This window comes from Devosia sp. Root413D1 (assembly GCF_001425235.1).
Classification (GTDB): Bacteria; Pseudomonadota; Alphaproteobacteria; order Rhizobiales; family Devosiaceae; genus Devosia_A.
The window spans coordinates 670,835-688,632 of record NZ_LMEA01000011.1 but is presented as its reverse complement, the minus strand read 5'-3'; the positions used below and the strand labels follow the sequence as shown (position 1 = coordinate 688,632).

At 66.3% G+C, this 17,798-nt stretch carries 22 protein-coding genes; 9 read left to right on the top strand and 13 right to left on the bottom strand.

The genetic code is table 11. From position 1 onward, the window contains the following. Nucleotides 1-61 precede the first annotated feature (61 nt). Entirely contained in the window at nt 62-886 is an 825-nt protein-coding gene (locus tag ASC89_RS20735) for a DUF4097 family beta strand repeat-containing protein (RefSeq protein WP_056001321.1), read from the bottom strand. Nucleotides 887-936: 50 nt separating this feature from the next. Then, on the bottom strand, nt 937-1,437 hold the full coding sequence (locus ASC89_RS20730; protein ID WP_056001317.1) for a hypothetical protein: 501 nt from the start codon (nt 1,435-1,437) through the stop codon (nt 937-939). Nucleotides 1,438-2,019: 582 nt separating this feature from the next. Here ASC89_RS20730 and ASC89_RS20725 point away from each other — a divergent pair. Next, the gene (locus ASC89_RS20725) at nt 2,020-3,546 is read left to right on the top strand and encodes a DEAD/DEAH box helicase (RefSeq protein ID WP_082533499.1); all 1,527 of its coding nucleotides are present in this window, start codon (nt 2,020-2,022) and stop codon (nt 3,544-3,546) included. Nucleotides 3,547-3,832: 286 nt separating this feature from the next. On the opposite strand, the gene ASC89_RS20720 is transcribed toward ASC89_RS20725, so the two are convergent. Further along, nucleotides 3,833-4,675 carry an intradiol ring-cleavage dioxygenase gene (locus tag ASC89_RS20720; protein ID WP_082533498.1) on the bottom strand — a complete coding sequence of 281 codons (843 nt, stop codon included), beginning with the start codon at nt 4,673-4,675 and terminating at the stop codon, nt 3,833-3,835. A 347-nt stretch (nt 4,676-5,022) separates the two neighbouring features. Between ASC89_RS20720 and ASC89_RS29145 the strand changes: the two genes are divergently transcribed. Beyond that, complete coding sequence (locus ASC89_RS29145; protein WP_274532718.1) at nt 5,023-5,154, top strand: hypothetical protein; 132 nt, start codon at nt 5,023-5,025, stop codon at nt 5,152-5,154. A gap of 63 nt (nt 5,155-5,217) precedes the next feature. Then, the gene (locus tag ASC89_RS20715; RefSeq protein WP_056001314.1) at nt 5,218-6,012 is read left to right on the top strand and encodes a hypothetical protein; all 795 of its coding nucleotides are present in this window, start codon (nt 5,218-5,220) and stop codon (nt 6,010-6,012) included. A gap of 179 nt (nt 6,013-6,191) precedes the next feature. Here ASC89_RS20715 and ASC89_RS20710 read toward each other — a convergent pair whose 3' ends face one another. The 3 genes from ASC89_RS20710 to ASC89_RS20700 form a co-directional block, all read right to left on the bottom strand. Beyond that, nucleotides 6,192-6,815: a nucleoside deaminase gene (locus tag ASC89_RS20710; protein ID WP_055880953.1), complete on the bottom strand. Its 624-nt coding sequence runs from the start codon at nt 6,813-6,815 to the stop codon at nt 6,192-6,194. A 279-nt stretch (nt 6,816-7,094) separates the two neighbouring features. Next, nucleotides 7,095-7,868, bottom strand: coding sequence for an META domain-containing protein (locus ASC89_RS20705; protein WP_056001311.1), 774 nt, complete (start codon nt 7,866-7,868; stop codon nt 7,095-7,097). A 77-nt stretch (nt 7,869-7,945) separates the two neighbouring features. Next, nucleotides 7,946-8,461, bottom strand: a complete 516-nt coding sequence (locus tag ASC89_RS20700) for an ureidoglycolate lyase (RefSeq protein WP_055880948.1) — start codon at nt 8,459-8,461, stop codon at nt 7,946-7,948. 122 nt (nt 8,462-8,583) lie between these two features. Between ASC89_RS20700 and ASC89_RS20695 the strand changes: the two genes are divergently transcribed. Beyond that, entirely contained in the window at nt 8,584-10,146 is a 1,563-nt protein-coding gene (locus tag ASC89_RS20695) for a helix-turn-helix domain-containing protein (protein WP_055880945.1), read from the top strand. 217 nt (nt 10,147-10,363) lie between these two features. Here ASC89_RS20695 and ASC89_RS20690 read toward each other — a convergent pair whose 3' ends face one another. After that, entirely contained in the window at nt 10,364-10,804 is a 441-nt protein-coding gene (locus ASC89_RS20690; RefSeq protein WP_082528200.1) for a cupin domain-containing protein, read from the bottom strand. A gap of 230 nt (nt 10,805-11,034) precedes the next feature. Here ASC89_RS20690 and ASC89_RS20685 point away from each other — a divergent pair, with 230 nt between their 5' ends. Further along, a complete protein-coding gene (locus tag ASC89_RS20685; RefSeq protein WP_055880939.1) occupies nt 11,035-11,373 on the top strand; it encodes a hypothetical protein in 339 nt (112 codons plus the stop codon). On the opposite strand, the gene ASC89_RS20680 is transcribed toward ASC89_RS20685, so the two are convergent. From ASC89_RS20680 to ASC89_RS20665, 4 genes are all read right to left on the bottom strand, one after another. Continuing rightward, nucleotides 11,368-12,189, bottom strand: coding sequence for a bifunctional allantoicase/(S)-ureidoglycine aminohydrolase (locus ASC89_RS20680; RefSeq protein WP_055880937.1), 822 nt, complete (start codon nt 12,187-12,189; stop codon nt 11,368-11,370). The genes ASC89_RS20685 and ASC89_RS20680 overlap by 6 nt on opposite strands. A 65-nt stretch (nt 12,190-12,254) precedes the next feature. Then, on the bottom strand, nt 12,255-13,283 hold the full coding sequence (locus tag ASC89_RS20675) for a GlxA family transcriptional regulator (protein WP_055880934.1): 1,029 nt from the start codon (nt 13,281-13,283) through the stop codon (nt 12,255-12,257). 116 nt (nt 13,284-13,399) lie between these two features. After that, a complete protein-coding gene (locus ASC89_RS20670) occupies nt 13,400-14,554 on the bottom strand; it encodes a DJ-1/PfpI family protein (RefSeq protein ID WP_055880932.1) in 1,155 nt (384 codons plus the stop codon). A 188-nt stretch (nt 14,555-14,742) separates the two neighbouring features. Further along, nucleotides 14,743-15,066, bottom strand: a complete 324-nt coding sequence (locus ASC89_RS20665) for a helix-turn-helix transcriptional regulator (RefSeq protein WP_056001308.1) — start codon at nt 15,064-15,066, stop codon at nt 14,743-14,745. A gap of 60 nt (nt 15,067-15,126) precedes the next feature. Between ASC89_RS20665 and ASC89_RS20660 the strand changes: the two genes are divergently transcribed. The 4 genes from ASC89_RS20660 (at nt 15,127) to ASC89_RS20645 (ending at nt 16,454) form a co-directional block, all read left to right on the top strand. Next, nucleotides 15,127-15,585, top strand: a complete 459-nt coding sequence (locus ASC89_RS20660; RefSeq protein ID WP_056001305.1) for an SRPBCC domain-containing protein — start codon at nt 15,127-15,129, stop codon at nt 15,583-15,585. After that, on the top strand, nt 15,582-15,941 hold the full coding sequence (locus ASC89_RS20655) for a VOC family protein (RefSeq protein ID WP_055880923.1): 360 nt from the start codon (nt 15,582-15,584) through the stop codon (nt 15,939-15,941). Before ASC89_RS20660 ends, ASC89_RS20655 begins: the two co-directional genes overlap by 4 nt. Nucleotides 15,942-16,025: 84 nt before the next feature. Next, nucleotides 16,026-16,217, top strand: coding sequence for a hypothetical protein (locus tag ASC89_RS20650; RefSeq protein ID WP_056001302.1), 192 nt, complete (start codon nt 16,026-16,028; stop codon nt 16,215-16,217). Nucleotides 16,218-16,220: 3 nt separating this feature from the next. Continuing rightward, nucleotides 16,221-16,454 carry a hypothetical protein gene (locus ASC89_RS20645; protein WP_056001300.1) on the top strand — a complete coding sequence of 78 codons (234 nt, stop codon included), beginning with the start codon at nt 16,221-16,223 and terminating at the stop codon, nt 16,452-16,454. A gap of 164 nt (nt 16,455-16,618) precedes the next feature. Here the strand turns inward: ASC89_RS20645 and ASC89_RS20640 are convergent, their stop codons facing one another. Both ASC89_RS20640 and ASC89_RS20635 read right to left on the bottom strand, forming a co-directional pair. Further along, on the bottom strand, nt 16,619-17,083 hold the full coding sequence (locus ASC89_RS20640; RefSeq protein ID WP_056001297.1) for an SRPBCC domain-containing protein: 465 nt from the start codon (nt 17,081-17,083) through the stop codon (nt 16,619-16,621). Then, on the bottom strand, nt 17,080-17,790 hold the full coding sequence (locus tag ASC89_RS20635; RefSeq protein WP_055880912.1) for a DNA alkylation repair protein: 711 nt from the start codon (nt 17,788-17,790) through the stop codon (nt 17,080-17,082). The genes ASC89_RS20640 and ASC89_RS20635 overlap by 4 nt, the downstream gene beginning before the upstream one ends. Between the last annotated feature and the right edge of the window lie 8 nt (nt 17,791-17,798).

Genomic DNA, 17,798 nt, shown 5'->3' with positions numbered 1-17,798 from the left:
GCCGGTTCGAGGGCCGCAACGTTTCGGCGTTCAATGCGCGCCGAAACGTCAGGGAAGCGCTCTAGACCTCGGTCAGGACGACATCGCCGGTGACGATCCTGGCGCGAATCTCCAGGTAGTCGGCGCCATCTTTGGGTTGGCCGGCGCCATGCAGGCTCGAGCGGATATGGCCGGTGACGGTCGAGATGTCGGTCCAGACCGCAATACCGGCAGGCACTCCCACATGTGCGTCGCCGGAGGCGCCCTCGACCGTTACACGGCCACGGCGCGCCGTGCCTACCGTGAGGTCGCCCGAACCTGTCCGCAGCGTAACGTCAGTTCCGGCATCGCCCACCCTGATATCTCCCGACCCCGTCTTTACCGAGGTCGCGCCACGCGTGGTACCCAGTTGCACATCGCCCGAGCCGGTCGAAACCTCAACCACCGCACCCGACTGCGTCACCGACACATCGCCGGAACCGCTGCTTGCCTTCACGTCGTCCCGAGCGTTCTCGACACGGATGTCGCCCGAGCCGGTATCCAGCACCATTGGTTTGGTGGCGGTGTCGACAACCAGGTCGCCAGAGCCGCTCTTCAGATGCGTGAGCCCGACGCTGCCAACGACTGTGACATCGGCGCTGCCGGTACGGACGGCGACCTGACTATCGGCTGGCAAGGTAATAGCGACGTCGAGGCGGGTATCGCCACCGAAGAATCCGTCGTGCTGTTTTGGACCGATCACGGTGATCTGGTCGCCATCCTGGCTGACACGAACCTGGTCGGCGGCGTGGCCGAAAATCTCGACGATGGTCTCGATCGTTTCGGTGGCCACGAGCTTGACCGACCCCTTGGCGATCTCGGTGACAAGCCGCACCGGCAGACGAGTCTCGAAGCGATGCATGGTCATTCGTCTCTCCTGTTGTGGACTTTTGTGGACAGGCGGATCGGGGAGTTTGGTTAGATCCAGCCGGTCATGCGGCGGCCTCGCTTGCCGGAGGTTTCTCCGGCTGGGTCGGCGTTGCCGCTCGGCGGACCATCGCCGCGGGTCGCCGCGCGCACGGTGCCGACCAGCCAGTTGTTGAGCGATTGTCCCGAGCGCGCGGCCATTTCCTCGGCCTTCGCCTTCATCGTCTCCGGCATGCGCAGGGAGATGCGGGCGAGGTTGCCATCGTCATCGGCCTCATCGAGCGGTGGGCTGAAGCCGGGGTCATCGGCAAGCGGCAGCTGCAGGACGAAATCCAGCTCGCGGCCGTTGAGCCTGACCTCGACACTGCCGCTCGGCAGCTTGGCGGTAATCTCTGCGGCTGCCTGGCTGATGGCATCCATCAGCGCCAGCCGCACAGTGGGGCTCAAAGCGAACAGCAGGCGCTCTGTCGCCTCGCGCACCTCTGGGGCCGCCACGTCGGCAGCAGCAAGCAGGTCTCTTCGAAAGCCGTCGATGTGTGGTGTCAGGTCCATGGCGCAACAGATGACATCATAGTGACGTCATGTCAATGCGGATGTGACGTCATTGTGTGCGGTTGTGACGTCATATGGGGCCGGGATGGGGATTTGGCGCTGACTGATAGAGACGGCCCCCTCCCATCCTCCCCCACAAGGGGGAGGTGCCGCATCCAGTTTGAGGCACGATCCCGCCACGCACACGACTCTTCACCTCTCCCATCATGGGGGAGGCCGGGAGGGGGCCGTCTGCTTCAGTCAGCCTCGCCGCATAGCTCCCCTGCAGCTCATTTCGGCGAAATCCCTTGCTAATCCGGCACATATCGCCCATATGGCCAGCATTCGCCCCGCGCACCTGTCCCGTTTGTCGGGAAACACGCGCGATGACGGCGATGGACTTCTCTTCTTACTGGCCAAAAACGGTGAGCGGCGAAGTGCCCCGGAAATGTCCCCCGCAAGAGTAGCGGGAACACCGGGAGACAGCGCAACCGTGCGGCAATCCCGTCGCCATTGCATCTATTGATCACGCCGAGCCCGTAATGGCCTCCGGCGACCCACGCGCACCGATTGGCCCGGAGCGCGCCAATGAAAGTTTGACCATTGACCACTTCATTTTCCGAACTCGGCCTTTCAGCGCAGCTCGTCAGCGCGCTTACGGCAGCCGGGTTCACCACCCCGACCCCGATCCAGGCGAAAGCCATTCCGCCGCAGCTCGAGCGCCGTGACATCATGGGCATCGCCCAGACCGGCTCGGGCAAGACCGCGGCGTTCGGCCTGCCGATCCTTGCCGGCCTCGCCGAGCTCGGCGGCCGCGCCAACCCGATGACCACCCGCGCGCTGATCCTTGCACCGACCCGCGAACTGGCGGTGCAGATCGACGAAGTGCTGCATAAGCTGGCGGGCGCCAAGCTCTCGACCGTCCTGGTGCTCGGCGGTGCCTCGCGCGCCGGGCAGATCCAGAAGATCGCCCGCGGCGTCGACGTGGTGATCGCCACCCCGGGTCGCCTCAAGGACCTGGTCGACGACCGCAAGCTCAAGCTCACCGAGACCCGGTGGCTGGTGCTCGACGAAGCCGACCGCATGCTCGATATGGGCTTCATCAACGCCGTCAAGGAGATCGCCCGGGCCATCGGCCCGCGTCGCCAGACCGCGATGTTCTCGGCCACCATGGCGCCCGAGATTGCCGAGCTCGCCAAGGGCCTCTTGAACGATCCGGTGCGCGTCGAAGCGAACCCGGCGGCGCAGACCGTCGGCACCATCGACCAGCGGGTGATCCTCGCCGGTTCGAAGGAAAAGCGCGGCGTGCTCAACAAGCTGCTCGAGGACGAGAGCCTCAGCCGCGTCATCATCTTCTCGCGCACCAAGCATGGCGCCGACCGCGTGGCCAAGAACCTCGCCATCGATGGCCATGAGGCGGCGGCGATCCACGGCAACAAATCGAACAATGCCCGCCAGGCGGCGCTCAAGGGCTTTGCCAATGGTTCGGTGCGCATCCTCGTCGCTACCGATATCGCGGCGCGCGGCATCGACGTGCAGAACATCACGCACGTGATCAACTTCGAGCTGCCGGACGATCCGGAGAACTACGTGCACCGCATCGGCCGCACGGCGCGTAACGGCGCTTCGGGCTTTGCGATTACGCTGTGCGATGGCACCGAGCGCGGCAAGCTGCGCGATGTCGAGCGGCTGATCCGCAAGACCCTGCCGGTGACCGGCGAGCTCAAGGGCAATGGCGGCGAAGTGATCGACGCCGCGCAGGTTCGCGCCCAGCGCCAGCCGCCGCGCCCGCAGGCCCCGCGTCCGGATGGCCAGCGCAAGCACGCCAATGCCGGCCGGCATTTCTCGGGTGCGAAGAAAGCGGCAATCGTCGACGGCCGCAAGCGTAGCCATGGCGAAAGCCATGCTGCTCCCGCGAGCAACGGCCAGCCGCAGCGCGGCAACGCACAGCAAGTGCGTGGCGGTGCGGCCAAGGGCAGCAACATCTCGCAGAACGGCGGCGCGGCTCCGACCACGCCCGGCTGGTGGGAAAAGCCGACAGGGCAGGGCACGCCCGCGCTCAAGCAGCGCTGGAACAAGAAGCAGAAGGACGCCGGCCGGCAGCGCCGCACGGAAAGCGCGGCTGGGTAAGGCTGGATAGCGCCGCCTCGCATCTCCCCCTTGGCGGGGGAGAAAGGGGGGCGGGCCCGCCACTGTGTTATCCACGATCGTCTGACGAGGGGGTGGTCGGTGTTCCGATCGCTTCCCAACCACCGATGTCATCCCAGCGAAAGCTGGGACCCATCTATCGGCTGGCGCGGGCGGTGAGTTGGGTCCCAGCTTTCGCTGGGATGACACCTGGATGAGGAGGAGAGGTGGTGCCTCCCAGTACCCACAGCGATCAAAAAAGGGCGGCACAGTGGGTCGCCCTTTTTGCTTAGCGGATGCCCTTGATCCCGGGCACCAGGCTGACACTCGTCTCCGTCGACGGGGCGCTCATCGCCCCGTCCGGTGGTGGCCCGCTCGGGGGCTCGCCACCACCGGCAGCGCCGCTGAAGCCGGTGGCGGACTGGGCCGCGGGGTCGACGCCGACGATCATGGCGACGAGGTAGCGCTCCTCGAGTTCCTTCACATAGGCGAACGAAGCGCGGGTGGCCTGGCTCGCGATGTTGTCGTTGGCGTTGAGCACGTCGCGGTCGTGGCCATGCGCGGTGTAGGGCTCGACATTCTGGTAGATGAACTGGCTCAGCGCATCGGGGAAGAACAGCTGGCCGGTCAGGACGGTTTTCTCGTCGAGGAACACCTTGAAGTGGATGTGGGTGGTGCGGCCGGCATACCAGCCCGGATAGATGGTCTGGAATTCGACGATGCCGGTGGCGCCGGCGAATTGGGTGCCGCGCAGGAACGTCTGACCCGTGGTGTCGAGCCCGCCGGTCTGGTTGGCATAGCCCGAATAGAGCCCTTCGGCATTGCAGTGCCAGACATCGACACGCGCGCCCTCGATCGGCTTGCAGCTGCCATCGACGATCTGCAGCCGCACGGTGGTCGCGACGCCAGTTTGCGTGCCCTCCGTGATATCGGCGCGCTCGAGCTTGGGATCGAAATAATAGGGGCCCTCGGTCACTTCAGGGGTGAGCACGCAGACATCGGCGCCGGGCATCAGGCCGGTGGTTTCGGCGCTCGCTTCCTGGGCAAAGGCCTTCTGAGTCATCAGCGCGCCGCCGGCGGCGGTGACGGCGACGAGGCGCAGGGCGTCGCGGCGAGTTAACGGGCTGGGCATGGGGTCGTCTCCGCTTTCGGTACGAGCCCGATGTAGGAAGGGGTCGGGCGATCCCTGCGTTACAAGTTGGAGAACTGCATTAAGTCTTCGAAATGTGGCGGAACCGGACATTCCTGAACGGCAGATAAACGCCGGATTCCGGGAACGTTCAACCGCCGCGCCGCATTATTGCCCTCAAGATGAACCACCGGGCCCAAGGGTCCGACCGCCCAGGGGGCACAAATGCTGAAGCTCACTCTCGTTGCTCTGTTCGTGATGTCGATGGCGACGCTCACCATCGCTGCCTCCGCGCTGCCGGTTGAAACCGCGCCGGCCACCCAGCTCGCCGATCTCGGCTGAGGCGAAAAGTGGACCACGACCACCAGCACGGCCACCGGCCGGCCGGCATGAACAGCGGCACCCAGATCCTGCTGCTCGTCCTCTTCGCCACGGCGCTCGCTGTGCTGGCCTTCGCCGCCGCGAGTGTCGTGCTCGTCTAGAGCGCGCTTTACCATTCAACCCCGAGATGACACCTTCCCGCCGCTGGTCGGAAGGAGAGCGTCATGGTTGAAACGAAGGCGCCACATCTGACCCCGCAGAGCCTGGTCGGACAGCGCTTCGGTCGCGATGTGTTCGGCGGCATCCGGGTGGCGCTCATCGGCTATTGCCCGCCACCGTCGCGGCTCGAGGGCTACAGCCCGGAGCGGGTCAGCGACCAGCATTTCATCCATGTCAGCCCGGACAGCGTCCGCATCCTCCGCCACGGCGGCCAGCGCTACCTGTCGCTGGCGCATGTCTATGGCGGCCCGGTCTCGGCCTCGACAGTCGAAGAGCTGGCCTATTACGGGATCGAGGCGATCCTCGCCTATGGCCTTGCCGGCGGGCTCGGCACCAAAAATCTCAGGATGGGCGACTTCTACCTGGTCGAGGATGCCTTCGCGGCCGACGGCACGACGCGGCACTACACCAGCGATCCGGTGGTTGCCGCCGATGCCGGGCTCAAGGCGCTGATCCTCGAGCAGTGGCCGGATGCCATCACCGCAGTGCGCGCGGCGACCGGCGATGCCATCTATCGCGAGGACGACGCCATGCTCGAGGGGTTTCGGGTTGAGGGGTGCGACATCGTCAACCTCGATTCGAGCCACCTGTTCGCCGCCTCGCGCACCAATGCCGAAGGGCGGCGGATGCGGACCATCCAGTGCGGGGTGATTTCCGATGTGGTGAGTGCGGAGCCGGGCGCCGATTCGGAGAGTACGCTCTCGACCATGCTGTCGGGCGCCGGCGAGGGCTTCAACCCGCTTGAGCGGACCGGCGACATCGTCTCGTTCTACATCGAGCAGCTGGCACCGCGGCTCTGAGACGGATCACTGGCTTCCGGCGCACGATCTGTCACCCCGCTCGGTGTCATCCCTGCGAAAGCAGGGACCCATCTCGCCGCCCGCGCCCGTTGATAGTTGGGTCCCAGCTTTCGCTGGGATGACATCCGGTGGGAGGCGGGCTTTGTGCATAAGCAGATGAGCTTTGGCCCAGAGCTGCCTCAGCTCAGCGGGATGCCCTTCTTGCCCTTGTCTTTCTGGTAGGCGGCCGAGAGGTCGTTATAGGCGGCGTTGAGCTCGTCGACCCGGGCGACCAGCAGCTCGCGCGACGAGCGGTCGATGCCGGCCATCATCTGCTGGATATCGTGGCTCTCAAAGAACGCGTTCCTGCGGTTGTAGAGCGGCCGATCCTCGGGGACGAAATCGCGGTCCGGGTCGGGCACGGCATAGACTTCGCGGAGGATGCGGATGTCGTGCGGGATGCCGAAACTGTCGCGGGTGTCTTCGTAGCTGAACAGGTAATAGAAATTGTCGAAGCCCGACCAGGTGATGCCGGAGAGGCAGAGCGAGCAGGGCTCGTGCGTGGCCAGGAACAAGCAATCCTTGGGCGCCGGGCGCTCGGCGGCGGGCAGCTCGTAGAAGCGCTTGATGGCGTGCATTTCGCCATGCCAGAGCGGGTTCTCGGTCTCGTTATTGGTCTCGCCGACGACCAGCGACAGGTCGGACTTCCTGAGGATCGCTGCCCCGAACAGCTTGTTGCCGCCACCGACACCGCGCTTGGTCAGCGGCAGCAGGTCGAGCTCGATGACATCGAGCAGGCGGGAGATGAGGTCGGGCGTATGCATAGGGGGCTCCGGTTGGGTGGAGAGAGCCTGTCGGGAGGCGGGGGCGACGTCAACGGGGTTTGCGGTCGTGTGGGATGCTGAGGCGGAGCACGCTGGCCGTGCCTCTAGCGCCCCCTCGCCCCTCTGGGGAGAGGGATGGGGTGAGGGGCGCCAAGCGCGCGGGACCGACATCTGTCTTCCCTAGGAGCTGCTTATCCGGTGTGCTTGGGCCCCTCACCCTGACCCTCTCCCCAGAGGGGAGAGGGGACGCGAGGGGCACGGCCGGTGTAAGTGCCCCGCCTAGAACCGCGACTTGCCGAGGTTGGCGAGCTCGACCCCGCCAGCGTCCAGCAGGATCAGGTGATCCTTGTCGAGCCGCCAAAAGCGGGTGGCGGCGAGGGCGGCGAAGAAGCTGTCTTCCTGCTTGGTGGCTTCGTCGGAAACACAGGCCATGCGGGTTGCGGCCACGGCGCTGAAGATCAGCCGTTCAGCATTGACCTCGGCCTGGGCGAACCACGAGTTGCAGCCGCCGCGGCCGCCGGCGCGCATGTCGGAGGCGATGGAGAGTGAGGAGACGATGCCACGCGCTGCCGGCGCGCCGCCGATGGTTTCGGCCTGCCAGGTAATATCGAGGATCGGCGAGGGCGCCGGGGCGACGACCGGCTCGGGCGTCGGGACCGGTTCCTCCTGGGGCGCGATGTTGACGATGATGAGGATCGGGGTGGCCGGGGCCAGCGGGTCGAGGGCGTAGGGCTCGGCATTGCGGAACCACACGGCATCCGGGCCGGCGATTTCGGCGATCAGCGCGTAGCTGTGGCCGGAGACGATGACGGCGTCATCGAAGTTGAGGGTGAAGGTCAGCGGCACCTGGCCGGGGCTGGAGATCGGCGCCTTGGCGGAAACGCGTGGCTGGTCGGGCGTCGCGAGGTCGATCAGCGACACCGACAGTGTGCCGCCGGGCGGCAGTGCGATGCGTTCGCGATAGATTACATCGCCCTTCAGCGTCACCTTGGCGGCGAGCGCCGGGCTCGCCAGTGCCAGCAGCAGTGCCACCATCGCCACAACGATACGCATGTGATGCCTCCAACCCTCAGTCCGCCTTGCCAGACTATGCAGCAATTGCAACGCGGTTGCGACGCCCAAGCGCCAAGTCAGTAAAGAATTGAACCGGTCGCCACCACCAAATACGGCTCGGCAAAGAAGTATTCCTCCAGATTGTTGCCATCGCCGCCGCGGTCGATGATCAGGAAATCGGCGGTCTCGCGCAGCGGCGTGAGCACGGCATGCCAAGTGTTCATCGCCATATTGATGCCTTGGCCGGCCGCCGCGAGGAAGGCGCGTGGGGTGCCGGGGATACCGCCTTCATCCGGCGCGACGATGGAGAGGAACGGGCGCTGCGACAGCGGGTAGAAGGCCTGGCTTCCGAGCGGATGGCGCTCCACCATGTTCAGCGTCAGCGGCAGCTCATAGGGCTGGCCGCGAGCGATAGAGACCAGCGGGCGCGCATGCACGCCGCCGAGCTCAACCCGCGCCAGATCATGGTAGCGCTCGGTCATGCCGCCATTGATGGGATAGTGGTGCGCACCTTCGGTTTCGATCACCTGCCCGAAGGGGGCATAGGCCTCGCGCGTCAGCGGCTCGATAAGGATAGTCCGGCTGGCTGTCATTTCGACTCCCGTTTGCTGCCCTGGACCTTAGCCGATGTGACGCACCGGGGAAGCCTCACTGCCGGCTGGTGTTTCTCGGGTGAGTGCGCCATGTTCCCGGTGCGGCAATACTGAAAGCGATAATGGCAGAGTATCAGTTCAACAGTTTCGTCTTCCACGAGGACTTGCTTTCGGCACGAGACCTGGGGGGCAGGGAGGTCACCTTCACCCGGGCGGAACGAACGGTGCTCTCGACGTTCATGGCGCACCCGCAGCGGCTGCTGACGCGGAACGCGCTGCTCGATGCCATCTCGGGTGTCGGCTCGGATGCTTCCGACCGGAACGTCGATTTCCTGATCAACCGGCTGCGCGCCAAGCTGGGTGATCCAGCCCGTTCGCCGCGCTTCATCGCCACACGCTACGGCGAAGGCTATGTGTGGGTGGCGGAGCCTGCCCAGCCGGCCGATGCGCTGGTCGTGGTCGGGCCGGTGCATGGCAAGGCGCGGTCGGGCCGGTTCTCCGAGGTTGCCGGCGCCCTGCTCGGCGAACTGGTGCAACAGCTCGACGCGGCCACCTCGCCCGGCCAGGCGGTTCGGCTCGAAGAGACGTTCTCGGCGCGCAGTGCGACGAGGACGCGCTTCAACCTCGAGATCAGCTTTTTCCCACAAGCCGAGGCCCTGCAATGCGCGCTGGTGCTACGGCAGATGCCGGGTGGCGACGTGGTCGGGATGTCCCGGCTGGCAGTTGCCGAGGCGGGTGAGGTGGCAGGACTGGTGGCCGACGTGGTGCAGCAATATCGCTCGCTGATCTGGCACCGGCACGCCCTGGGGATGATGGATGCACCGGCCTCGGCGACACCGCCGCTTTATGTGGCGATGCACGATGCCGGGCGGCTGATCACCGCCGATACCCGCAGCTGGATCGAAAATGTCGACCAGGTGCGCGCCGCGCTGGCGGCCAACCCGGACGATCCGGTGGCGCGGCTGATGTGGGGGCTCAGCCTCTATGTGCAGGTGATCATGGGGAGCAATGGGCAGGGCCGACCGGAAGCCGAGCGGATCGCCGTCGAGGACGAGATCGAGGCGGCCGCGCTTGGTGCACTGCCGGGTGTTGCCGACAACCCGATGCTGAAACTGTCGGTGGCCAAGCTCCTGTTGTTCCTCGCGCGCGGGCACACGGCGATGGGAGAGCGGCTGGCCGAGGAGGCGTTCGAAGCCAGCACGGCGTTTGCCGCTTCGTTCGCCATTCTGGGGCAGGCGCGGCTGATGCGCGGCCGGCTGGCGGAGGGGATCGACCTGCTCGAACGTGCCGCCGAAATGGCCGAATATGGCACCGAGTTCTGGATCTATACCCTCGTGGTGCTGTGCGGCGGCAAGCTTGCGGCCGAGGATCGCAAAGGCCTCCGCGCCACGCTGCAGCAGTTGCACGAGGCTTCGCCGCAAACGCTGATCACGGTGGCGCCGTTCTGCGTTCCGGCAGATGAGCCGTTGTCCCCCCCGGGCCAGGCCTTCATCAGCAGCCTCGGGCCGGAGGGGGCGACCCGGACGCTCGAGTATATCTTCATGACCTCGGTCCGGCAGTACGAGGATCTGCGCCATCAGGGCAACGTGTTGCGCGCGTTGGCCCAGCGCCTGCAGCAGATCTACGGGGCGGATGTGGTGCCGTCGCACATCAGGGCGCTGCTGGAGCCTGCAGCAGGGGGCTGACGACCGCCGCCACCGGGGTCGTCAGCTGTGCGAGGTCGACCCGTGGACCTGCGCCCTGTGCACTGCAGGCCGTGAGGGTCACGAGCGCTGCCATTGCGGGGCCAGTGCCGACGCCGGGGCGTCGGGCTGGAGGCACTGTTGGCAACCGGTCGGCCATGGCGATCTCCCTGAGGCGAATTGCTTCGCGAGCAAACGCTAGGGGAGGACTGTTGCTGGATTATTTGCTGGCCGAAGCGTCGACCTTGATGGTGTTGGCAGCCGTGCCGCCGCCCATATAGACCGCCACCAGCTTCATCGGCACGGTGCCGGTATTGACGCCGTTGTGCGGCCAGTGGACCGCTTCGAGCACGGCTTCGCCGGTGCGGTAGACCTTCTTGCCCTTCGTGCCGTAATCGACGGTCAGCTCGCCCTCGAGGATATAGGCAAAGAGCGGCACTTCGTGCTCGTGCCAGCCGGTTTCACCACCCGGCGGCACGGTGACGATCGCCGAGGTGACGTTCGGCGTCCCCTCGGGATAGGCGAGCGGCGCGCCCAGCACGTCGCTGCCGCCCTGCACCAATGGGGTGAGCAGGTTCTGGTAGCTCTGCGGCGTCAGGTCTTCGGCCAGCGCCGGCGAGGCCAGCACGGCCAGTACGGCCAGCATTCTCAATCGTGTCATCTGAATCGCGTTCTCCCTGTCGCGAGGATGCCGGTGACGATGGCCGCCGCCGCCATCAGCCGCAAGCAATTTTCTGCGCCGCGGGCTGAACCAAGCGGCAAGGAAAACGTTGTGGCGCTCGGTACTTAGATCGTGTCGGCGGCACGCCGACACGCTCACGTAATGATGTTGGTCGCGCTTTCGGACGGAAAAGTCTCACAACTTTTCCTGAAAGCGCTTCGGGTTTGAGAATGCATAATCAGATTCATCTTGTATCCGCCGGCGCGTCCGATGCGCTCATCGAAACCCAATCGGCGGGGATCATCCAACCATGCCGACGCTATATCGAGGGGTGGCAACTGCGCGCCACCTACCTGGCCGAACAGCTCGCGCTGCACCCCAGGGGTTCCGACGCATACGAGCTCGCCGAGACACGCCTCGCCGAGCTGCGGGGTGAGATTGCGGCCAATCGGGACTATCTGGTGGTCGAGGCGAGCCGGCTGCCGCCCGACGACCTGGTCGACGCGACTCTGGATGAACTCGACGCGCTTCTCGCGAGCCTCAGCAGGGCGGCGTCAGCGAGCTCATAGTACCAGCTTGGCGTGCCGGTTGACGTCCTTGTAGAGCAGATAGCGGAAGCGGTTCGGGCCGGCGTAGCAGGCTTGCGGGCAGAACGCGCGCAGCCACATGAAATCGCCGGCTTCGACTTCGACCCAGTCGCGGTTGAGCCGGTACACTGCCTTGCCCTCGAGCACGTAGAGGCCGTGCTCCATGACATGGGTTTCCTCGAACGGGATCACCGCGCCGGGCTCGAGCGTCACGATGTTGACGTGCATGTCGTGACTGATATCGGTGGGGTCGACGAAGCGGGTGGTGCCCCAGCGGCTATCGGTGCCGGGCATCCAGATGATCGGCTCGTCCTGCTCATTGGCAACGAACGCAGCCGGCAGGTCGATGCCCTCGACCGCCTCGTAGCGCTTGCGCACCCAGTGAAAGCGCACGGGGGCGGTGGACTTGTTGTTGAGCGCCCAGCGCGTGCCGGGCGGCAGGAAGGCGTAGCCACCGGTCTTCAGCAGGTGGGTCTTGCCATCAAGGGTGAGCGTCGCCTGTCCCTCGACGACGAACAGCACACCCTCGGCGCCGGCATCGGGCTCCGGCTTGTCGCTACCGCCGCCGGGAAACACCTCGACGATGTACTGCGAGAAGGTCTCCGAGAAACCGGTCATCGGCCGGGCGATGACCCAGGCCCGGCTGTCCGTCCAGTGCGGCAGGTAGCTGGTCACGATGTCCCGCATGACGCCACGCGGAATCACCGCATAGGCCTCGGTGAACACGGCGCGGCCGGTGTGGAGGGCGGTCTGGTCGGGCAGGCCGGCAATCGGGCCGGCATAGGTGGTGGGGGCCATCGGACTTCAGTGAACGTGAGTGGTGAGTGCTCTTAGCGCGAAAGCCGATGCAGGCACAGTGGGTGTCAGCGCCGGCTGCCCTCGATGCGGAAGCGCTCGCGATAGCCTTCGGGCGTGGTGCCGAGGTGCTTGCGGAAGGCGCGCGACAGGGTGGCGGCGCTGCCCAGCCCAGCCCGCTCGGCGATGCGGGCCAGCGGCCAGCGCGTCGATTCCAAGAGCTGCTTGGCGCGATCGAGGCGGACCAGCTCGACATAGCGGGCCGGGGTCATGCCGGTTTCGAGGCGGAAGGTGCGGGCAAAGGTGCGCTCGCTCATGATGGCGCGATCGGCCAGCACGGCGACGCTGAGATCGGCCTCGGGGTTGCCGGCGATCCAGGTGACCAGCGATTGCAGCCCGTCGCCGGCGCTGGTCTGCGCCGCGAGGCTGCTGGAAAACTGCGATTGGCCACCGACGCGGCGCAGGTAGAGCACCAGCTCGCGCGCCGTCCGCAGCGCCACCTGCGGCCCGCAATCGTACTCGACGAAGGCGAGCGCCAGGTCGATGCCGGCGGTGACGCCGGCCGAGGTGAAGATGTGGCCATCGCCGACGAAGATCGCATCGGGCACCACCTCGGTGCGCGGCAGCAGGGTTTCGAGCAGGCGGGTAGAGGACCAGTGCGTGGTGGCGCGCCGCCCGTCGAGCAGGCCGGAGGCGCCGAGCAGGAACGCGCCGGTGCAGATGCTGGCGACGCGCCGGATGCCGGGGGCATGGGCGGCGAGCCAGGGGAGCAGGGCGGTGCCTTCCGCAGCGCGGCGCACCGGGCCTTCGGGGCCGCCGGAAATCAGCAGCGTATCGATATCGGGCCCGAGCGCCTCGAGCGGCAGAGTGCCGGCGAGCGACAGGCCGGAGCTCGAGGTGATGGTGCCGCCGGCCGGGCTCGCCACGATGATCTCATAGTGCAGCGGGTTGGCGGCGAGATCGGGCATGAAGTCGTTGGCCTTGGCGAACACTTCGGCGGGGCCCGTGACATCGAGCAACTGGAAGCCGTCGTAACCGACGATGGCGATACGGCTGATGGTGCTGTGGTTCGGGGGCAGGGGGACGGGTAGCGGCATGGGTTCATCCTAGTGCGCGACAGGGATGGTTGGAAACGCGGGTGAGAGGGCAGACGGTCCGCTGCCGACCACAGGCTCACCTCACCCGGTGGGTGGGGAGAGTTGCGCAGGACCCCCTACCGCCCGCCGCCAGCCCAGGGATACTCCATCACCAGTGCGACGATCTTCGCCGTCGGCAGGTCGTAGCGCGCCGCCACCATCGGCAGCTCGTTCTCGAGCGTCTGGGCCGGCGCTTCGGTGGGCGGCGGGGGCAGGATGCGGTCGACGCGGGCGCTTTCGCTGGGCTGGTCGGGGAGGATCAGCAGGCCGTGGCGGCTCCGAACCGGCGCGCCACCGGCGCCGAGAGTCACGACGCTCGCGAGGTTGGTGCGGGCATAGGCGTCGACGAGTAACCCCAGCGCTACCTCGTCGACGCCCTGCTCGAGCGGAATACCGACGGTTTCGCGCCGCCAGAAGGTCAGGGCGTTGCGAATGAAGGTCTTCTTGTGCTCGAGAGTGAGTTCGAACCCGGCCGAGCGATGCCGGGCATCCCAGCTGGCGACGCCAAGTTCTGCGGCAGTGCGCTCGGCGACGGCTCGCCCGCCGATGGCTTCGACCAAAGCCAGCATGATCGGGATGTTGGCGGTGATACCGGTGGAGGTGGCGACGCCATCGTCGACCACATAGCGACGATCGGGGACGAAAGTCATGGTCGGATGCTTCTGGCGCAGTTCGGCGACGGCGCTCCAGTGCCCGGTGGCGCGGCGGCCATCGAGCAGGCCGGCAAAGCCGATCATGCGCGAGCCGTTGCAGATCGAGATGATTTTGGCGCCCTTCTTATGCTGGGCGACCAGCCAGTCGGCGATGACCTGGTCGGTGCCGGGGTCCATGGCGGGAACGACGACGTAGTCGGCGCCTTCGGGGTGTTGGGCATCGAAATCGGCGATGGTCGCTTCCGGGGTGATCTTCGGGCCGGGGTAGAGCTGCACCGGCTCGGCGCGCTCGGCCACCACGGTGACCTCGGCGACGTCAGCCCGCTTCAGCACGCCATAGGCCGAAAAGAAGTCGGAGAGCTCGGTCGCCTGGTTCCAGGCGATGATGGCGATCACCGGCCGGTCGGTGGGGCGGGTCGGGCGCATCGCCGCGATGGTGGCGGCCTGCTCGTCCGCTGCTATCGGCTCGGCTGGCGCTGGGGCCGCGGTGGGCGCGCCGGGGGAGAGGAGGATCGGGGTAGCGATCAGCACCGCCAGCAGCAGCACGCCAATGCCTGCGAAGATCGTCCGCTTGCGCATCTTGCCCTCCAGTTGGACTCGAGGAGGCTAGCGGCCGGCAGACGACAATGGCCGCCAAATCAGCTGCAGTTCCTGCCAAAAGGGGCAGGGTGGGGGTAGGGCGGCACGCGCAGGCCTCGCAGTGATCCTCCCCCGCCACGCGGGGGAGGATCACGGCGCGGTCGCTGGCTTCGATGCCCGCACCGGGGTCAGCCCTCCAACCCCTGCTTCAGCTTCAGCAAACCCTGCGCCGCGTAGGCGGCGTAGCCGCCGATCCAGCGCTCGTGCAGCTGCTGAATGGGAATGGCGTTGAGGTGGTTCCAGCGTTCGCGGCCGTCGCGATGGGCGACCACCAGGTCGGCCTCCTCCAGCACCTTGAGGTGCTGCATCACCGTGCAGCGGTCGAGCTCGGGGAAGGCGTCGCAGAGCGCCCCGGTGGTCTGCGGATTATCCTTCAGCCGGTCGAGCATGTTGCGGCGCACCCGGTTCCCCAGGGCCTTGAAAATCCTGTCATTTTGGTCGTCGCTTGACATGTTATATTTTTATAACATAATGGCCGAAAAGACAAGCGATAAACGCCAAGGAGAGACGTCATGGATGTGAAGCTGAAAGTGTCGGGGCGGATCGCCAGGCCCGTGCACGAGGTGTTCGAGGCGGTGGCCGATCCGGCAAAACTCTCCGGCTTTTTCACCACCGGCGGCGCCAAGGGCCGGCTCACCACAGGCGCCACCGTGACCTGGGACTTCGCCGATTTCCCCGGCGCTTTTCCCGTGCAGGTGGTCGAAGTGGTCGACGACCAGCGGATCGTCCTCAAGTGGGGCGCCGTGGAAGGGACGGGCGCCAACCCGAGCGGCGATACCACCGTCACCATGAGCTTTGAGGCCCTCGAGGACGGCCGGACCCTCGTGACCATCACCGAGGCGGGCTGGACGGCAACGCAGCAGGGGCTCGATGCCTGTGTCGGTAATACCGAAGGCTGGACGGGCATGCTGTGCGCCATGAAGGTCTATCTCGAGCACGGCTTCAACCTGCGTGACGGCTTTTACAAATGACCAGCGAAATCCGCGGCGGCATCAACATCGCCATGAAGGTACCGACCCATCTCTATGCGGAAACGGTGGCGTTCTATCGCGACGTGCTGAAGCTCGAGCGGGTGCCGGAGCGGCAGGAGGTCGGCTTCCTGTTCGGGCCGAACCGGCTGTGGATCGACGAGGCGCCGGGGTTTTCGCAGAGCGAAGTCTGGCTTGAACTGTTCACGCCCGAATTTGCTCCCGCCGCAGCGCGGCTGAGCGCCGCGGGGGCGACCCGCAACGATGCCATCGAGCCCTTGGGCGAAGGGTTTCGCGGTGGCTGGTTCTTCAATCCGGCCGGGATCGTTCACATGGTGCGCGAGCCCGACGCCTGGTGAGCGGTTAAGCAAAACGGCCGGCGGTCGTCCAAGGCCAGCGCCGAGTGTCAGAAAAAGTTTAGGAATCGGGCGCAGATTCGGGCCATGGCAACGCAATCGCACCATAACCCGCGCCCCCTGATCGACCCGATCCAGCTGGAACAGGCCGGACGGGCGCTGCGCCAGTGGCTCGACCGCCTGCTCGGCCATGCCGAACCTCAGGTAAATACCGATATCGACTGGGAAGATGGCGAGCCGCACCACGAGCAGCGCGACGGAAGTTACCCGGGGCACTGAGCGATGGATTGGCTCCGCGACTTCCAACAGTCGTTCCGTGAGCCGGTCTATGGATTTCTTGCGACGTTCTGGCCCGTCCTCGCGGTCATCGCGCTGATCGGCCTCGGCTGGCTGGTCGGCAGCATGGTGACGCGCGCCCGTCGAGGTGGCAGCGACAGCAGCGGCAGTGGCGCATTCTCGTTTGGGGATTCCGACGGGGATGGCGGTGGCGGCGATGGTGGTGGTGGCGGCGACTGAGAGCGGCGCCACCCGTCTCCGCTCCCCTCCCCCTTGAGGGGAGGGGTTGGGGGTGGGGGTCCATCGGTGATCACAGAACCACCCCCACGCCCCACCCCTCCCCTCACGGGGGAGGGGAGCGACATCGAGTGGGTGGCGAGCGCTTCGCCCAAACGTTCCAACCCTCAGCCGAGCCCAGCCAATAAATCCTCCAGCCGGTCGTAATGGGCCACCGACTCGTCGTTCATCCCGGCCTTCACAAGCAGCTCGCGCACGTCGCCACTGGGGAATTCCGAGAGCACGTCGAGGGTGGTTGCCCCGGCGTCTTCGGTCAGCGCAGTGGTGACCAGCACCTCACCCGGGTCCCAATCTTCCCAGTGTTCGGTCTGCACGATGCGGCTGGGCGCCTCGAGGTCGCGGAACGTACCGTGCTGGCCGATCTCGCGCCCGTCGGGGCGGCGGGTGACGATGCGCCAGTCTCCGCCGACGCGGAGGTCGAGTTCGCAGCTGACCAGCTCGGCATACCAGCGTCGCAGCAGGGCAGGGGTGGTGAGCGCCGCGAACACCAGCTCGCGCGGCGCCTTGAATCGGCGGACCATGCGGATGGCGCGCTCACCCTCGAGGGTGATGTGCAGCGGTTCGCGGGTCATCTGGCCTTGCCCATGGCGAGGTAGCGGGCCCGCTCGTCCGGCGCATAATGTTCGAGCGCGTTGCGCAGCATGACGCGCGGCATCCGGGCTGCGTGCCTGTCGAGGAAGGCGTTGAGCGCCGGGCGGTTACCGTCGGCAGTGCGCAGCATCCAGCCTGCGGCCTTCTGCACCAGATCCTCGGGGTCATCGAGCAGCAGTTCGGCAATGGCGAAGGCGTCGTCGAGCTGGCCGCGGCGGATGAACGAGAAGGTGGCGAGGGTGGCGGTGCGCCGCTCCCATGGGTTCTCCGATTTCGCCAGCCGGTAGAGGATATCGCGCGGGCGATCGACGAGATGCGGGCCGATCACGTAGTAGGCGGCGAGATCGACGAGGTCCCAGTTGTTGATGCGGTCGTGGCGGCGCAGGTAGAGCTCGAACAGCTCCTCTTTGCGCTCCAGTGTGGTCTTTTTCGCCTGGTATTGCTTGGCCATGATGCTCATGGCGGCAGCGCGCGCCTCATGGATGTCGGACTCCATCAGGTTTTCGATCTCGGCAGGCGGGGTCAGTAGACACTGTTTGGCGAGGGCGAATACCTCGCCCATGCGCACGCCAATGAAAGTGTCGGCCGCGTCGTCATCGAAGTCGAAGTAGCGATGGTATTTCTTGCGCTCCTCGTCCGACCGCAGCTCCTGCAGTCGGGCGAGGATCGCTTTGGCAGTGAGTTCCATCTCTCCCC

Excerpts from the sequence above, each read along its gene's own strand:
- ASC89_RS20735 (WP_056001321.1), bottom strand. The coding sequence starts at position 886 with ATGACCATGCATCGCTTCGAGACTCGTCTGCCGGTGCGGCTTGTCACC.
- ASC89_RS20730 (WP_056001317.1), bottom strand. The coding sequence starts at position 1,437 with ATGGACCTGACACCACACATCGACGGCTTTCGAAGAGACCTGCTTGCT.
- ASC89_RS20720 (WP_082533498.1), bottom strand. The coding sequence starts at position 4,675 with ATGCCCAGCCCGTTAACTCGCCGCGACGCCCTGCGCCTCGTCGCCGTC.
- ASC89_RS20715 (WP_056001314.1), top strand. The coding sequence starts at position 5,218 with ATGGTTGAAACGAAGGCGCCACATCTGACCCCGCAGAGCCTGGTCGGA.
- ASC89_RS20710 (WP_055880953.1), bottom strand. The coding sequence starts at position 6,815 with ATGCATACGCCCGACCTCATCTCCCGCCTGCTCGATGTCATCGAGCTC.
- ASC89_RS20705 (WP_056001311.1), bottom strand. The coding sequence starts at position 7,868 with ATGCGTATCGTTGTGGCGATGGTGGCACTGCTGCTGGCACTGGCGAGC.
- ASC89_RS20700 (WP_055880948.1), bottom strand. The coding sequence starts at position 8,461 with ATGACAGCCAGCCGGACTATCCTTATCGAGCCGCTGACGCGCGAGGCC.
- ASC89_RS20695 (WP_055880945.1), top strand. The coding sequence starts at position 8,584 with ATGGCAGAGTATCAGTTCAACAGTTTCGTCTTCCACGAGGACTTGCTT.
- ASC89_RS20690 (WP_082528200.1), bottom strand. The coding sequence starts at position 10,804 with ATGACACGATTGAGAATGCTGGCCGTACTGGCCGTGCTGGCCTCGCCG.
- ASC89_RS20685 (WP_055880939.1), top strand. The coding sequence starts at position 11,035 with ATGCATAATCAGATTCATCTTGTATCCGCCGGCGCGTCCGATGCGCTC.
- ASC89_RS20680 (WP_055880937.1), bottom strand. The coding sequence starts at position 12,189 with ATGGCCCCCACCACCTATGCCGGCCCGATTGCCGGCCTGCCCGACCAG.
- ASC89_RS20675 (WP_055880934.1), bottom strand. The coding sequence starts at position 13,283 with ATGCCGCTACCCGTCCCCCTGCCCCCGAACCACAGCACCATCAGCCGT.
- ASC89_RS20670 (WP_055880932.1), bottom strand. The coding sequence starts at position 14,554 with ATGCGCAAGCGGACGATCTTCGCAGGCATTGGCGTGCTGCTGCTGGCG.
- ASC89_RS20665 (WP_056001308.1), bottom strand. The coding sequence starts at position 15,066 with ATGTCAAGCGACGACCAAAATGACAGGATTTTCAAGGCCCTGGGGAAC.
- ASC89_RS20660 (WP_056001305.1), top strand. The coding sequence starts at position 15,127 with ATGGATGTGAAGCTGAAAGTGTCGGGGCGGATCGCCAGGCCCGTGCAC.
- ASC89_RS20655 (WP_055880923.1), top strand. The coding sequence starts at position 15,582 with ATGACCAGCGAAATCCGCGGCGGCATCAACATCGCCATGAAGGTACCG.
- ASC89_RS20650 (WP_056001302.1), top strand. The coding sequence starts at position 16,026 with ATGGCAACGCAATCGCACCATAACCCGCGCCCCCTGATCGACCCGATC.
- ASC89_RS20645 (WP_056001300.1), top strand. The coding sequence starts at position 16,221 with ATGGATTGGCTCCGCGACTTCCAACAGTCGTTCCGTGAGCCGGTCTAT.
- ASC89_RS20640 (WP_056001297.1), bottom strand. The coding sequence starts at position 17,083 with ATGACCCGCGAACCGCTGCACATCACCCTCGAGGGTGAGCGCGCCATC.
- ASC89_RS20635 (WP_055880912.1), bottom strand. The coding sequence starts at position 17,790 with ATGGAACTCACTGCCAAAGCGATCCTCGCCCGACTGCAGGAGCTGCGG.